The 14,310-nt window shown below is 42.6% G+C and carries 13 protein-coding genes; 4 read left to right on the top strand and 9 right to left on the bottom strand.

Annotation, left to right across the window (positions count from 1 at the left end):
- Nucleotides 1-44 precede the first annotated feature (44 nt).
- A complete protein-coding gene (gene ggt / locus C2869_RS05525) occupies nucleotides 45-1,856 on the bottom strand; it encodes a gamma-glutamyltransferase (protein WP_228710773.1) in 1,812 nt (603 codons plus the stop codon).
- An 11-nt stretch (nucleotides 1,857-1,867) separates the two neighbouring features.
- Nucleotides 1,868-2,578 (bottom strand): DTW domain-containing protein, encoded by a 711-nt coding sequence (locus tag C2869_RS05520; protein WP_108602006.1) that lies wholly within the window; start codon nucleotides 2,576-2,578, stop codon nucleotides 1,868-1,870.
- Between the two features lie 36 nt (nucleotides 2,579-2,614).
- Here C2869_RS05520 and rrtA point away from each other — a divergent pair, with 36 nt between their 5' ends.
- Nucleotides 2,615-3,238: a rhombosortase gene (gene rrtA, locus C2869_RS05515; protein WP_108602005.1), complete on the top strand. Its 624-nt coding sequence runs from the start codon at nucleotides 2,615-2,617 to the stop codon at nucleotides 3,236-3,238.
- Between the two features lie 2 nt (nucleotides 3,239-3,240).
- Here rrtA and C2869_RS05510 read toward each other — a convergent pair whose 3' ends face one another.
- The 5 genes from C2869_RS05510 to hppD form a co-directional block, all read right to left on the bottom strand.
- Nucleotides 3,241-3,792: a cyclic nucleotide-binding domain-containing protein gene (locus C2869_RS05510; protein WP_108602004.1), complete on the bottom strand. Its 552-nt coding sequence runs from the start codon at nucleotides 3,790-3,792 to the stop codon at nucleotides 3,241-3,243.
- A gap of 27 nt (nucleotides 3,793-3,819) precedes the next feature.
- On the bottom strand, nucleotides 3,820-4,467 hold the full coding sequence (gene maiA, locus C2869_RS05505) for a maleylacetoacetate isomerase (RefSeq protein ID WP_108604970.1): 648 nt from the start codon (nucleotides 4,465-4,467) through the stop codon (nucleotides 3,820-3,822).
- A gap of 49 nt (nucleotides 4,468-4,516) precedes the next feature.
- Nucleotides 4,517-5,521, bottom strand: a complete 1,005-nt coding sequence (locus tag C2869_RS05500) for a fumarylacetoacetate hydrolase family protein (RefSeq protein WP_108602003.1) — start codon at nucleotides 5,519-5,521, stop codon at nucleotides 4,517-4,519.
- A 266-nt stretch (nucleotides 5,522-5,787) separates the two neighbouring features.
- Nucleotides 5,788-6,912, bottom strand: coding sequence for a homogentisate 1,2-dioxygenase (locus tag C2869_RS05495; RefSeq protein ID WP_108602002.1), 1,125 nt, complete (start codon nucleotides 6,910-6,912; stop codon nucleotides 5,788-5,790).
- A 52-nt stretch (nucleotides 6,913-6,964) separates the two neighbouring features.
- A complete protein-coding gene (gene hppD, locus C2869_RS05490; protein ID WP_108602001.1) occupies nucleotides 6,965-8,047 on the bottom strand; it encodes a 4-hydroxyphenylpyruvate dioxygenase in 1,083 nt (360 codons plus the stop codon).
- Nucleotides 8,048-9,024: 977 nt separating this feature from the next.
- Here hppD and C2869_RS05485 point away from each other — a divergent pair.
- On the top strand, nucleotides 9,025-10,218 hold the full coding sequence (locus C2869_RS05485; RefSeq protein WP_108602000.1) for a GAK system CofD-like protein: 1,194 nt from the start codon (nucleotides 9,025-9,027) through the stop codon (nucleotides 10,216-10,218).
- 148 nt (nucleotides 10,219-10,366) lie between these two features.
- Here the strand turns inward: C2869_RS05485 and C2869_RS05480 are convergent, their stop codons facing one another.
- Nucleotides 10,367-12,403 (bottom strand): TonB-dependent receptor, encoded by a 2,037-nt coding sequence (locus tag C2869_RS05480; protein WP_108601999.1) that lies wholly within the window; start codon nucleotides 12,401-12,403, stop codon nucleotides 10,367-10,369.
- A 94-nt stretch (nucleotides 12,404-12,497) separates the two neighbouring features.
- On the opposite strand from C2869_RS05480, the gene C2869_RS05475 reads away from it, so the two are divergent.
- The gene (locus C2869_RS05475) at nucleotides 12,498-12,965 is read left to right on the top strand and encodes a BlaI/MecI/CopY family transcriptional regulator (RefSeq protein ID WP_228710772.1); all 468 of its coding nucleotides are present in this window, start codon (nucleotides 12,498-12,500) and stop codon (nucleotides 12,963-12,965) included.
- A 4-nt stretch (nucleotides 12,966-12,969) separates the two neighbouring features.
- Nucleotides 12,970-13,920 carry a M56 family metallopeptidase gene (locus tag C2869_RS05470; RefSeq protein ID WP_108601998.1) on the top strand — a complete coding sequence of 317 codons (951 nt, stop codon included), beginning with the start codon at nucleotides 12,970-12,972 and terminating at the stop codon, nucleotides 13,918-13,920.
- Nucleotides 13,921-14,084: 164 nt separating this feature from the next.
- Here the strand turns inward: C2869_RS05470 and C2869_RS05465 are convergent, their stop codons facing one another.
- Nucleotides 14,085-14,264, bottom strand: a complete 180-nt coding sequence (locus C2869_RS05465) for an RHS repeat-associated core domain-containing protein (protein ID WP_108601997.1) — start codon at nucleotides 14,262-14,264, stop codon at nucleotides 14,085-14,087.
- Nucleotides 14,265-14,310 lie beyond the last annotated feature (46 nt).

The following is a 14,310-nucleotide window of genomic DNA, read 5'->3' as shown; positions in this document are numbered from 1 at the left end:
TGTCTTAAGTATTGCCTAAGCCAATAAAACTACAAATTTTCCTGCTATTGTCCTAACGCGACTCCTTCACGCCGCGGATCTGCCGCTCCCAACAACTTGCCGTTTTTTACTTGGATGGTATGAACGCCGCTATTTAAATTGATGACTTTCACTTTGTGCCCCATAGCCGATAATTGCACCTCTAGCTCAGTGATTTCAGTAGCTTTCTCTAACGCAAGATAATCATTACGATGAGTAAAATGTGGCAGGCTAGCGGCTTGCAATGGGTCGAGTTGCCAGTCAATCATGCCAATAATATTTTGCGTGACATAATTGATAATACGAGAGCCTCCAGGAGAGCCAAGCACCATAGATAACTCACCTTGTTTATCAAAACCAATAAAAGGGGCCATCGAGCTACGAGGCCGTTTATTAGGCTCAACTCGGTTACTGACTAATTTCCCCCCTTGAGTAGGCGATAATGAAAAATCAGTTAATTGATTATTAAGTAAAAAGCCCTCGACCATTAATGCAGAACCAAACGCCATCTCTATACTCGTGGTCACCGAAATAGCATTGCCTTGCTTATCAATAATAGAAAAGTGACTGGTATTTGGCCGCTCAATCGCATTATCACTGCCGACTGGCGCCAAAACTCCGGCTACAGCCTTACCCATATCCTGATTAGATTGAATTAATTGGCGACGCGTTGCTAAATAGTCGTCGTTAAACATTTGCTCAACCGGTACTGGCGCAAAATCAGGATCAGCAATATAACGATTACGATCCGCAAACGCTAAACGCGCAGCTTGGCTAATAAGATGAATAGCGGCTAGCGAATTAGCTTGCTTACCTAAATTAAAGGGTTCGAGCAGCTTCAATGTTTGTAATACTGTAGTTCCTCCTGAACTAGGCGGCGCCATACCACAGAGCTTTTGTTGGCGATATTCAGCACAAATAGGCTGACGATAAACCGCTTGATAATTAGCTAAGTCAGCGAGCGATAATGTACCCGGCGCAATCGGTGCGTTTTGCACCGCACTAACTATAGACTCAGCGAGTTGTCCTTGGTAAAAAGCCTGTGCGCCTTGATTTGCGATGATCCGATACGTTTGCGCCAGTTTAGGATTTTTCAGTAGATGCCCTGCCGCCACGGGTTTGTTATTTGGATATAGATAGCGCTTAACTTCAGGTAACTGTTTAATTCCTGGGTTATAGGCCATAGCAACCATTTTCGCCATACGAGGTGACACGCTAAAACCATTAGCAGAACGTTCAATGGCATCGTCAAACAAGGCTGACCATGACAGATTTCCCCAGCGTTTGTGCGCCAAATCTAATCCAGCTAAAACACCGGGTACGCCGACTGAGCGCCCTCCAACAACCGCTTTAATCCATTTAACTGGTTTACCGGTTTCATCCAAAAATAACTCAGGTGTGGCGGCAGCTGGAGCCGTTTCTCTCGCATCAATGCTGAATAATTTTTTTGCTTGATTATTCCAATATAAAATAAAGGCACCGCCACCAATGCCTGATGATTGTGGTTCAACCAAGGTTAGCATGGCTTGCACAGCAACCGCAGCGTCTATTGCATCACCACCCTGCTGTAATATATTAAAGCCCGCTTGGCTGGCGTAAGGATTAGCCGCCACGACCATAAACTTTTCGGCAACCACAAGTTGCTGCTGGGTAACGCCTGTCGCAGCTTCAGGTTCTCGTGTTTCAATTTGTGCTGGGGTTTTCCTGTTACTACTTATGCTTGATTCTGACTGAACAATAGAGCTTGACGCACAGCTGATTGTAGATAGCGCCGCGAATACTGTCATTAAGCAAGCGAATAACGTATTGGGTGTTAATCGAATAATATTTTTAAACATAATAAAACACCCTATTGCGGGCGAAACCTTAATTGAAAATCGACAAAACGTTCGAATATTTTTATTAGTTCTAAACCGGCATTTTTATCAATTTTGCTGCTAATTAAACAAGCGGCTATAGCCTGTATAGTCGACAAAGAATCTGTACGTTTTGCTTTACGCAACCTTGCATAACCTGTCGCTGGCTCTGTTGTATGAACTTGGCTATTCTTTTTCGATGCTGGCGATATTGACGACAAATCACGAAGATTAGACGCTTTTTCATCAATTATCGTCGGACATAAACGAATAAACTGCACATTTTGTAAATTACGACAAGCACGCAACAACTGATTCGCTTGGCGCCAAGTACCATCTAACAAAACAATACTAGGTTCATGGAACACAGCCACTTTGTTCCGTTTATCACCATCTACTGTTGGACTATTACGCTCAGCAACTTGGACCTGCTGCCACCACTTTTCAACATCAATAGCATTATCAGCTGGAAATAACACCACTTGGTTAGTCGCTAGTTGCCAAAACTGAGTTTCTGGATTGATCACTTCGATTTCGCAACGACTTAAACACAACTCAGCCAACTTTGCCGTGCCTTTGGCTTGTGTTACTTCCTTACAATGTTGAATAATACGCACCGAAGCCGAATTTTCGACAACCTGCACTAGGTGACAAATACATGCTTTTTGCGGTCGAAAGCAAGTTTGGCAAATAACACGTGACATCTAACTACAATCAGCCAATAAGTGAATTTTTTAATAATGCTCGCCATCATAAAACAGCTGCCTTACCAACGCCAATTCAGTCTGCCTTTTATTACCCTTGGCGCACTTATTTTGCTGACAACGGCTGGTGAAACACAATTAAACGCTAGCTGGGCTTTAATTCCAGCTCTTAGTAACAATGGTGAATGGTGGCGTTTAATTACCGGCCATTTAGTGCACAGTAATACCTATCACAGCTTGCTCAACTTAGGTGGTGTACTGGCAGTATGGGCTTTACATGGCGAATATTATGCTAAATACAAATTAGCTATTGTTAGCTTGCTGCTCGGTTTAGCCATTTCCGCTAGCATTGTTATGTGGCAAAGTTATACTCATTACGTTGGCTTTTCCGCGATTTTGCATGGTCTTTTCTGCTTTGGTGCCATTGAAGATATCAAACGTAAAGTCAATGGTGGCGAACTTATTCTGCTGTTTGTTATTGGTAAAGTCATTTGGGAACAAATTGCAGGCGGTAGTATGCAAGTCGCCGAACTAATTAATGCAAATGTTGCAACCGATGCCCACCTATTTGGCACAATATTCGGTTGTATTATTGGCGTGATTTATATTGTCACTTGGGGTAAAAACTTACCTCGTAAGACAAAATTGTTGGATCAATAGGGTTAACCACCAAACACTTCTTTAACTTGCTCTTGACCATCGATATGCACAGATGCCGCTTGGTCCTCGTCTTGTTGCATGGCGCATTCCAGTTGTTCACTTAAATCAAATACTTGCTCAGTAAGATGCTCCACTCGGCTGACCAATGCACTTATTAATTGCTCGTTAATTCGTTCTTTTAATTTTGCAGGCAATTTAGCCATTAAGGCTTGGTCAACCCTTAATAGAATACAAGTATCACTGGCGATAACATCGGCTGTTCGGGCTTGACTAGTCACAAACGCCACTTCGCCGACAAATTCTCCAGGTTCTATCACTGCCACTTGTTTGTGTTGCTCATGCTTTATTACCTGCAAGGCACCTGATAGCAAGACATAAAAGCACCTGTCGGATTCACCTTCACGAATAACAAAATCACCTTTATCCGCTTGAAAAAATGCCACTTCGTCGCCGGCAATAAAACTGCGCTCTTGCGAGGTCAACTGTTTAAACAAAGGTACACGGGCAATAACATCCATTTCAGTGATGGAACTAACACAGCCTATTCTCTTCATTATTGTTACCTCCGCTAAGTATTTAAGTTATCGGCTGTGAACTGCATCTGGTTGAATTTCAGGCTTGGCTTTGCGAACCGCTTCAAGTTCTAGGCAATGACCATACACGCGCTGGATCATAGAATAAGGTGAAATATCCAGCTTATAGCGTAAGGCATTGTAAACCTGAGGCACCAAACACACGTCAGCTAAACTAAAGTTGTTAGCCACAGCGTAATGCCCAGCACAATGACGCAATTGTCGTTCAATCGCTGCAAACCCAGTGTGTAACCAATGGTGATACCAAGATTGCTTTAGCTTGTCGTCTATGCCAATTTTATCTTGTAAATAATTCAAAACCCTCAAGTTATTTAACGGATGAATATCACAAGCAATATCCTGCGCAATAGCTCTAACTTGAGCGGCGGATTGACTATCTTCTGGGATCAGCCTTTGTTGCGGATATTTGTTGTCCAAATATTCGATAATAGCCATTGACTGGTGAATAATAAAACCGTCATCGTCAAGCGCCGGCACTAATCGTGCTGGGTTAACTTCACCATAAGTGGCGGTTTGCTGCTCGTTACTGTCTGGCGCCAAATTAACCGGCACAATTTTGTAGTTAAGTTGTTTAAAATTTAATGCAATACGGGTGCGATACGCCGCTGAAGAGCGCCAATAACTGTAAAGTTTCACAAGCAAACCCAAGTTGAGAATGAACTAACCTTAGTTTAGTTCAAGATAACTAACTTTCTGCTCGGCGCGTCACTTTTTGCTGTATTGCCCCAAAAATAGTGGCTCCCTGCTCATCTTGCATTTCAATTTTAACTGTATCCCCAAACTGTAAAAATGAGGTTTTTGCCTGCCCAAACTCTAATATTTCCAGCATGCGCTGTTCTGCAATACAACAACTGCCCAACGCACGATCGCAATTAGAAACCGTGCCAGAGCCAATAATGGTTCCTGCCGCTAATGCGCGGGTTTTAGCCGCATGAGCCACCAGTTGGTAAAAATTGAACGTCATGTCTATGCCTGCATTCGGCTGACCAAATAATTCGTCATTTAAATAACAGCGCATCGGCAAGTGTGCTTTACCGTCTCGCCAATTTGATGCTAATTCATCCGGCGTAACCGCCACAGGTGAAAAACTGCTAGAAGGTTTACTTTGATAAAAACCAAACCCCTTTGCGAGTTCTGCAGGAATTAAATTACGTAACGATACATCATTGACCAACATCAGTAATTTGATGTGTTGCTGTGCATTTTGCGCAGACACTCCAAAAGGCACATCGTCAGTGATCACCGCTAATTCCGCTTCAAAATCGATACCCCAATCGGTTGTCGGCATACAAATATCTTGGTTCGGGGTTAAAAACGTATCGGAACCACCTTGATACATCAGTGGATCATGCCAAAAGCTTTCGGGCATTGCTGCACCACGCGCTTTACGTACCAACTCCACGTGATTGACATAGGCACTGGCGTCGGCCCAATGATAAGCGCGCGGTAAAGGTGACAAGCATTGTGTTACGTCAAACGGCTGAGCATTTTGCACTCGCCCTTGATTAAGTGAAACGTAAATCGCCTGCAATACGGGCGCAACATTAGCCCAACTATCTAACGCTTGCTGCATATTTTCAGCAATATGGCTAACATCAACCTGAAAGCGTAAACTTCTATCTACAACAACCAAGTAACCATCGCGGCTAGATTGTCCTTCTTGGTTGGTTTTAAGGCTTGCTAGTTTCATCTTGATTCTCTTATTGCTGAAAACATAAATACTTATAGTCAAAGCGATCAGGTTTTAGGGGAAGCCGTCAAAGCTACCGCATCCGTGCTCACGCTCCTTACCTACATCCATGTAGGCAAGCTTCGAGACCCCATGAGCATATGCTCTACTATGTGATTGGGGCTGCCTAAATGGATTTAGGTAGTAGAACGACGCAGGAGCCAAAGTCGAGAGTAAGCGCTGACAATGAACCATAAGACCTGAGCGAGAAGACTATACCTTAGGTTTTAAGCTTGCCAGCTATTAACATAATTAGGATCTTCCGCCGCTAATAACCCATCACAAGTTGTTAACGCATGGCGGCAGTCTATCATCACCGCCACTTCATCCGTATATTTTCTGCTACCTTGCAACCCAGCCGTAAAGGCTTTGGGATGGGGGCCATGCGTAAAGCCCGCTGGATGCCAAGTCAAACAACCGGAGGAAATATTGTCGCGACTAAAAAAGTGGCCAGCATGGTAGAACAGGACTTCATCAAAATCATCATTGCTATGGTAAAAAGGCACTTTTAATGCTCCCGGATCAGTTTCAATCGGACGAGGCACAAAGGTACACACCACAAACTGCTCAGCAACAAAAGTCGTATGAGCTGAGGGCGGTAAATGATAACGATGGCTAGTAATAGGGCGTAAATCACGCCAGTTAATTTTGACAACTGACAGATCACCATGCCATCCCACAGCATCCAAAGGGTTAAATAGATAGGTCAAGGTTGACCACTTTTCATGACGTTTAATAATTAGTTGATGTTGCTTTTCGTCTTGTTGCTCAATAAACGCTTCATCAATTTGCGGGCGTTGCAACATGGCCGGATCAAAAAACGCATGCTGGCCTAACACTCCACGATCAGGCAATTGAAAATGGCTATTTGTGGCTTCAATCATTAAAAGCCGCAAATTGTCAGTGTGGTCCAACCGCCACATAGTGCCACGGGGGATCAATACGTAATCCCCTTCACTCACACTAAGATGGCCGTAGTCACAAAACAGTTGAGCATGCCCAGTATGCACAAAAAGTAACTCATCACCATCGGCATTACGTACCAACTGCGCCATGTCATTTTCGCAAAGCCAAAACCTTAGCTTACAATATTGATTCTCTAGCAATGGCACCTGCTGCCAAGGCAATTGACTATGACAAACACACAGATTTAAATTAAATAACCGTGGTTTTAGCTCACCTTGCCAGTCTGTCCACCCCGTGGGCGCATGCTTGTGATGCATATGTGTGGCAGGGCCGTAAAAACCCTCTCGACCAATTTCTCGCTCATAGATCGCCTGATCGGGTAAATCCGCGTGGGCTTGCTTTGACACTTGTCCCTCACAATGTGAAGGTTTTATCCACTGTCGCATAATGAACTCCCAATCAATTTTGGTTAGTTAACGTTAACCCAGTTTGCAACCATTAATGGGACTGGCTGGCCTTATCGGTTAGGACGCCTCGGCGGATTTGCTCCTGCTCTATTGATTCAAACAAAGCTTGAAAATTACCTTCGCCGAAGCCTTGATTACCTTTGCGTTGAATGATCTCAAAAAACACCGGACCTATAACGGTATTGGTAAAAATTTGCAGTAACAGCCCCTCTTTACCCAATGAGCCATCCATTAATATTTGTTCACGCTGCAAACGGCCCATATCTTCATTATGTTGGCCAATACGTTCGGCTAAATTTTGATAATAAATAGCTGGAGTATGCATAAACTGTATGCCATTAACCTTGAGTTTTTCTACTGTTTGGTAAATATCTCGCGTGCTCAACGCAATGTGCTGAATACCCTCACCGTGATAAGCCGTAAGAAATTCTTCAATTTGTGATTGTTCATCAGTGGCCTCATTAATAGGAATACGAATTTTGCCGCAAGGCGATGTCATAGCTCGGCTCACTAACCCTGTCAGTTGGCCTTCAATATCGAAATAACGAATTTGTTGGAAGTTACCAATACGCTGATAAAAGTCAGCCCATTGGTCCATGTGACCGCGGTAAACGTTGTGAGTGAGATGATCGACTTGCGTCAGTCCCACGTCTTGTTGCAATACTTTTGATTGCCAGTCGGGATAAAACTCAAAGTCGATATGATAAATATCCTGTTCCCCATAACGATCAACCAAATACAATGTACTATCGCCAATACCATAAATGGCGGGAATATTAAGCTCCATCGCCGCAACTCGACTTGTAAAGGGTTTTGCTCCATGATTAATTGCGTAATCTAACGCCAAACGCGCATTTTCAACCCGAAATGCCAAACTGCAAACACTAGCACCATGGCTGCTTGCAAACTCCGCCGCTTGGCAATCGGCCTCAGCATTAACAATAAAATTAATATCGCCTTGTTTAAACAACCACACCTGCTTAGATTTATGCTTAGCAACTTGCGCAAAACCTAACTGGGTAAACAGCAATTTAAGCTGCTCGATACCTTGTGGATTAGCGGCGGTATACTCGACAAACTCAAAGCCATCTGTGCCTAACGGGTTAAACAGCATGCGCTACCTCTTCGCTCACGTAAAAATAGAGTTTATAGTCTTCTCGCTCAGGTCTTATGGTTCATTGTCAGCGCTTACTCACCCCAATCACATAATAGAGCATATGCTCATGGGAATTCGAAGCTTGACGGCTTCCCCTAAAACCTGATCGCTTTGACTATATAAACAAGTTAAGCGAAGCTTAGTAAAACTGAGAAGTAGAATGACAAGATTATCGCCATTCGAATAAGACGATATTTTTGTAAACCTGTATTTACAAATGGTTCAGAGCAATATTACATGAGAATTTAACAACAACATTTTCTGTTAACTTGACTCATCACAGTATTACACCAATAACGGTGTGCATAGTATTATCGTTATCAAATGAATGAATAATGAACCACCGTACCGAACAGATAGATTTAGAATAGTTGAATTTAACCACAGCTCATCAATGGGCGCGATATTACATCGACAAATCAAGAGCTAGCCTAAATAAATTCAGCCCTAGAAAAGCGCTGTTTTTTTTGAACAGGTATTTGTTAGTTAAACTAGAGTGGAACAAAATAATGTAGATCGAAATTTATAAAAGTCTGCAACAACACGATCTATTAACGATCCCAATAAATCTCGACCTACATTACCAATATAGTTTAGCTAAATTTTTCGCTTGTATTAGAACAATAGCGCCTAATAATCGAACCTTAATGAAGTTTAATGTCTATAAAAGCAACAACTTAGCTATGGTTATCGCCTTCACTCTGTCTAAGTTACTCAACACGTTTACAGCGGCAACACACTTAAAACAAACCTAAAAACTATCAATAGCAAATAGCTTACATTATTGATACATTGCTGATAACAATCTTTAGGTTAAAAATAACCTCATTACCAATCAGGGTTAGATAAGGTAGACAAGCTACAGCTAACGTTGTTACATACACATTACGCCATTCTTTTTAGCAGCCAAATTAGCTTTAGGACCAACAACACCCATGAGTCATATAAAAGTTAGCCGTCAAGTCACTATTCCTGATCCTATGCGTATGAGCCGCTATCAAAAAATACCTGAGCTTGGCCCTAGCATTTTATTTTTTAGCGGCGGCTCAGCACTTAATGGCTTGAGCCGCATACTAAAACTGTATACGCATAACTCGACCCATTTGGTAACGCCTTTCGATTCTGGTGGTAGCTCAGCTAAATTACGTGATGCGTTTAATATGCCGGCTATTGGCGATTTACGTAGCAGATTAATGGCGTTAGCCGATGAATCTATCACCGGCCATCCTGAAATTTATCGTTTGTTTAACTTTAGATTGCCGATAGAACAAAAACACAAAAGTTTGCTAAGCCGATTAGAAAACATGATCGCTGGCGAAGATGAGTTAGTAAACGATATAGCCAACCCTATGCGCAACCTAATTTGCACCCAACTCAACGTGTTTTACCAAAATATGCCAAAAGGTTTTGATCTACGAGGTGCAAGCATAGGTAACTTAATCTTGTCGGGCGGCTATTTGAACAACCAACAAAATTTGGATCAGATTATTTTTCTGTTCTCTAAACTGGTTAACGTACAAGGTACGGTACGCGCAGTAGTCAACGACCATTTACACCTAGTGGCCGAATTAGAAAATGGTAAACGCATTATTGGTCAACATAATTTAACCGGTAAAGAAGTCGCCCCCATCGACAGCCCAATTAAACATTTGTATTTAAGTTCATCCAATACCCAAATCAAACCCGCCCAAGCCATTTTAGTAGAAAAGAACCGCAAATTAATCGAAAAAGCCGAACTCCTGTGCTACCCCATGGGCAGCTTTTACACCAGCTTATTAGCTAATTTATTACCTGAAGGTGTGCCACAAGCTATTTTACACAACGAAAACCCCAAGGTATTTATTCCCAATTTAGGTGTCGACCCCGAACAAATAGGCATGAGCTTACAACATGCGATTGAAACCCTCATATCTGCTCTAAGCAAAACATTTAAGCGTAAAGTAAAAGCTAACCGCCTAATTAGCTTTGTTCTACTCGACAGCAAAAACGGCAATTACCCAGGTGGCGTGCCGTTTGAATATATACAAAAACAAGGCATTCAAGTCATTGACGTAAGCCTTGTGGATAAACAAAACCCCAATATTTATGACAACCAAAAATTAGTCGCAGCGTTACTGTCTTTGGTTTAGTTGGCTTTGGTTTAGTTGGCTTTGGTTTATTAGATGGGTGTCTGGTTATATTTATGTTTACTTATGCAACATAAATAACCCGTATGGTGGCGGTAGTCGTACGACTCCCACCACGTGCCATGGGACTTTTAAACAAAGAGCGCTTTTATTAAAACCGCAAGCTAGCGCTGATACGCACTGTTCTTGGCTCTAACACATGATAGTGAATGTCTTCTAGTGGGCTGGCTTCATTGCTAAGTTGCGACTCGTAAAAGTAATCAACGTCGTGATCTTGCTCGTTAGTTAAGTTGAGAATATCGGCTGTGACCGTCCATTTATCCGTACTATACCCAGCACGTAAATTCCAAATGTGAGTCGGATCAGACTGCACTGTGCTATCTTCAATTAACGCGCGTTCACCAAAATAACGCGTGCGTAAACTGCCAAACCAGCCGTTGGCATAATCTAAATTAAGCCCAGCTTGGAGCACATGCTCAACGGCTCCTGGAATTGCACTGCCATCGTCTAACTTAGCATCGGTATAGGCGTATTCCACATCAAAACTGAATGTTTCGTTGATATGATAATAAGCGGTAAGCTCGACACCCTGACGCTTAGATGCGCCACTGGCTTCGGTATTACCGGCATCACCCACAAACAGTAATTCACTGTCGAGTTCTAGGTTCCAAAGCGCAATGGAAGTGTTAATTTTTTCGTCAATAAAACCGCGCAAGCCAATTTCGTAACCGGTTGATCGTACAAGCGGGTCAACCGTTTGTACTGCACTACCATCGACTGGATCAACCTTAATGGTTGTACCACGCGCATCATTCGAGTGTAAACCTTGGCCAAACGAAACATAGCTTTCCCATGCTGGATTAAAGGTATAAATTACACTGCCTTTTAACGACAACAAATCATCTGATTGTTGACCGCTGTTAACGGATAAATCGACATTGTTACGATTAACACCAGCTTTATCTTTAACATCAAAATCAAAATAATCATAACGCGCCGCGACAACAGAGCTTAAATGATGAGTCCATTCAATGCGGTTTTGCCAATATAAACCTAAGCTATGCTGATTAATCGCATCGCTGCGGGTGACACCTAAGCGAGATCGTTGCTTGGTATGGTACAAACCCACCTCGCTAATATCGTCAAGCCGAAAATCAACACCTAAAGTATTGCTACTATCGACACCCAGCCAATTGCCATCTAAATCTAAGCTGGCTTGCCCACCGTATATCCAACGGTCATCAACTTGTTCAAATTGATCACCATTGAGTGGATCATCCAAAAAATAGGTAAAGTTAGACCATAAATTCAAACCGTATTGAATAACATAAGCAGAAGCTTGCCAGTTATTTGCTTGATAGTAAGTGCTTAAACTATAACGATCTGTGGTACCGCCAACACTGTCATCAATTGAGCCAAACGCATCAATTAAACCCTGCTTAACGGCACGGCTTGGAATTTGATCTGCACTATTCCAAGTATTTTCATAACCCATAAAAGTGAGGCCAAATTGGCCGTGATCTAGCTCTGTTTCATACTTTAATAACAGATTACGTTTATCGACATCTTCATCAATGTTGGTCCAGGGTCCTTGATAACGATTTAATTCAACCGCCGCCAATAATGTATCTTGACCAAGGCTCACGTCTTGCATTGCGACTAAACGTTGAAAGCTATGCTCACCTAGCGTTAACCCAACACTACCATGAGACAACTTAGACACTGTTTTAAAATGCGCACTGCCAGCGCCACTGAAATCAGCGACATCGGCATAATATGCACCTTTTTTATAGCTCACTTGGCGTATGGTTTCTGGTATTAAAAAGTTTAAATCGGTATACCCTTGGCCATGACCATGTGAACGCATATTGACAGGCATGTGATCAACAACCGTAGCAAAATCGGTTCCGTGATCTAAATTAAAGCCACGTAAAAAATATTGGTTGGCTTTGCCAGTTCCGCTGTGTTGGGTAACAACCATTCCTGGCACCAATTCTAATACGTCACCCGTGCGCGATAGCGGGCGCAAGGCAATTTCTTTTTGACCAACCACCCCTTCGGAGGCAGACACCGAGCTACCCACTAAATTCAAGGCTCGACCTTGTACTTCAATTGTCTCTGCGGCTTGCTCGTGCGCAAAAACAGGTAAACTGCACGACAGCAATAATGGTAAAGTCAGCTTGCTCATCTTTTCTCCTAGGGCGTTGACTTATCGCTGATAATTATCAAGAATTGCGCTCATTATTAGCTAAGAGTTAAAAACCGATAAGGGCTAGGTTTTCGTGAAAGGTATTAGCAAGGGGTTGAGCCAATGGTTTGGCAACAAATCCAGCCAACAAACAGTGCCTAGTTTAGGTGTACGCGAAATCGAAGTTTTGCGTATTTTATGGCACAAGCCGCATCAATCAGTCCAGCAAGTATTAGAGCAAATAGCAGAGCAACAGCTTTCGCTGAGTACCCTGCAAAGCACGCTTGAACGCCTGTATCGCAAAAACCTAGTTAAACGTGAAAAACAAGGGCGGCATTACGTATATCAAGCCGCGATCAGCCAAAGCACCATCATTAGTCAATTAATGCAAGATATTGCTAGTCAGATCAGTGGTGGCGACAAAGCCCCGATGATTTCAGGCTTTATGCAATTTATTGGCGACGACAACTCGGCTTCGCCCAACACAAAAACCGAGCAAGAAAGCGCAGTCACTCCGCAAGTTAGACCACACCTAGCCGACAACCCTAAACCTAAGAATTAAACCAATGACTAGCTCCCTAACCCAGTTTGCCAATTTAGCGGTAACTTGGTTGTTATTAAGCGTTAGCCTAACTTGGTTGTTTGCCGCACTTTACCCTTTTACTTGTCACTTACTAAACAAGCTGAATGTGTATCAACGCAATGCCTTGCAGTTGATTTATGTTGTAACGCCGATTATTTCGGCCAGTTTAGTATTATTGCTACTGCAATCACCTAATCTACCTAGCACACTCGTCGCCAGCCATTGCCATGGCGAATTATGCGGACCACACAATTTACATTTTGACACCACGCCCATTGAAGGAGCTTTTTTACTCGGCCTATTTTTGGTATTAGTCGTGGCCGCCTTATTTATACTAGGACGCCAACTGTTTATTAGCCGGCATTATGTGGCGGCGCTTAAGCAACTGTCTAGCGAGCAAGCGGCCAATTATCGGCTGGTTAAAGCCGATGCCATGTCTGCTTGGTGTATTGGCTACTGGCAAACTCAGGTGTATGTAACCGATAAGTTAGTCAATAAACTTAACGAGCGGCAATTAGCGTGCGTGCTCGCCCATGAGTTTTGTCATGCAAGCCGCCGCGACAACCTACGTAAATGGCTATTGTTTTGTTTAACAACAATATGGCCACACAAATTAAAACAACAAATTCGCACGCATTACAGCAATGATAGCGAAATAATCTGTGACTTAGCCGCGTTAAAAATTGCCGGAAGCCCCGAAAAACTCACGGCTATTACCCAGCTTATTGGCCAGCATTGCCAACAACAAAACGCCACTCAACAGGCCAATGCCAAACGACAACAAGCTTTAACTCAGCAACTAACATTACAACCACTGCACTTTCTAAGTTTACTCACGGCCAATACAGCTATGTTATGTATATGGTTAGGCATAATGTTTTTATATGTCTACCTAAGTCACCCATTTATCGAATGGTTAGCGCAAATATTGTAAATTGCTACAATTATGCCAGATCGTCATACACCAACGCCTAAGTTAACAACTTGAGCGTTTTGCGCTTGGTCATAGCAAAATTAAATTGATATTCAGATGGCTAAAATCGTCATATCTGACAGCAATTTGGTTGAATGTATGATGGTGGTTGGTAAAAACTATGATCAGGGTTGGGAGATCGTACGATAAGAATTTGGCAAGGCAAAAAATCGCTCGGTATAACTCATCCGGTTATTCAACACATACGAATAACGATTATAGTTCTGCGAATTATTTGGTGCTTGAATATGCGGGTCTGCCTGCAAGAATCGACCTATAGTTGGATCGTAGATCCGACCGTTCATATGTATATGCAAGACATTAGAAGAGATATTTATCTCAACAATTATC

Origin of the sequence: Saccharobesus litoralis, assembly GCF_003063625.1 — a bacterium.
GTDB lineage: Bacteria > Pseudomonadota > Gammaproteobacteria > Enterobacterales > Alteromonadaceae > Saccharobesus > Saccharobesus litoralis.
Note: the sequence above shows the minus strand (reverse complement) of the source record. Positions and strands in the feature narration are given on the sequence as shown.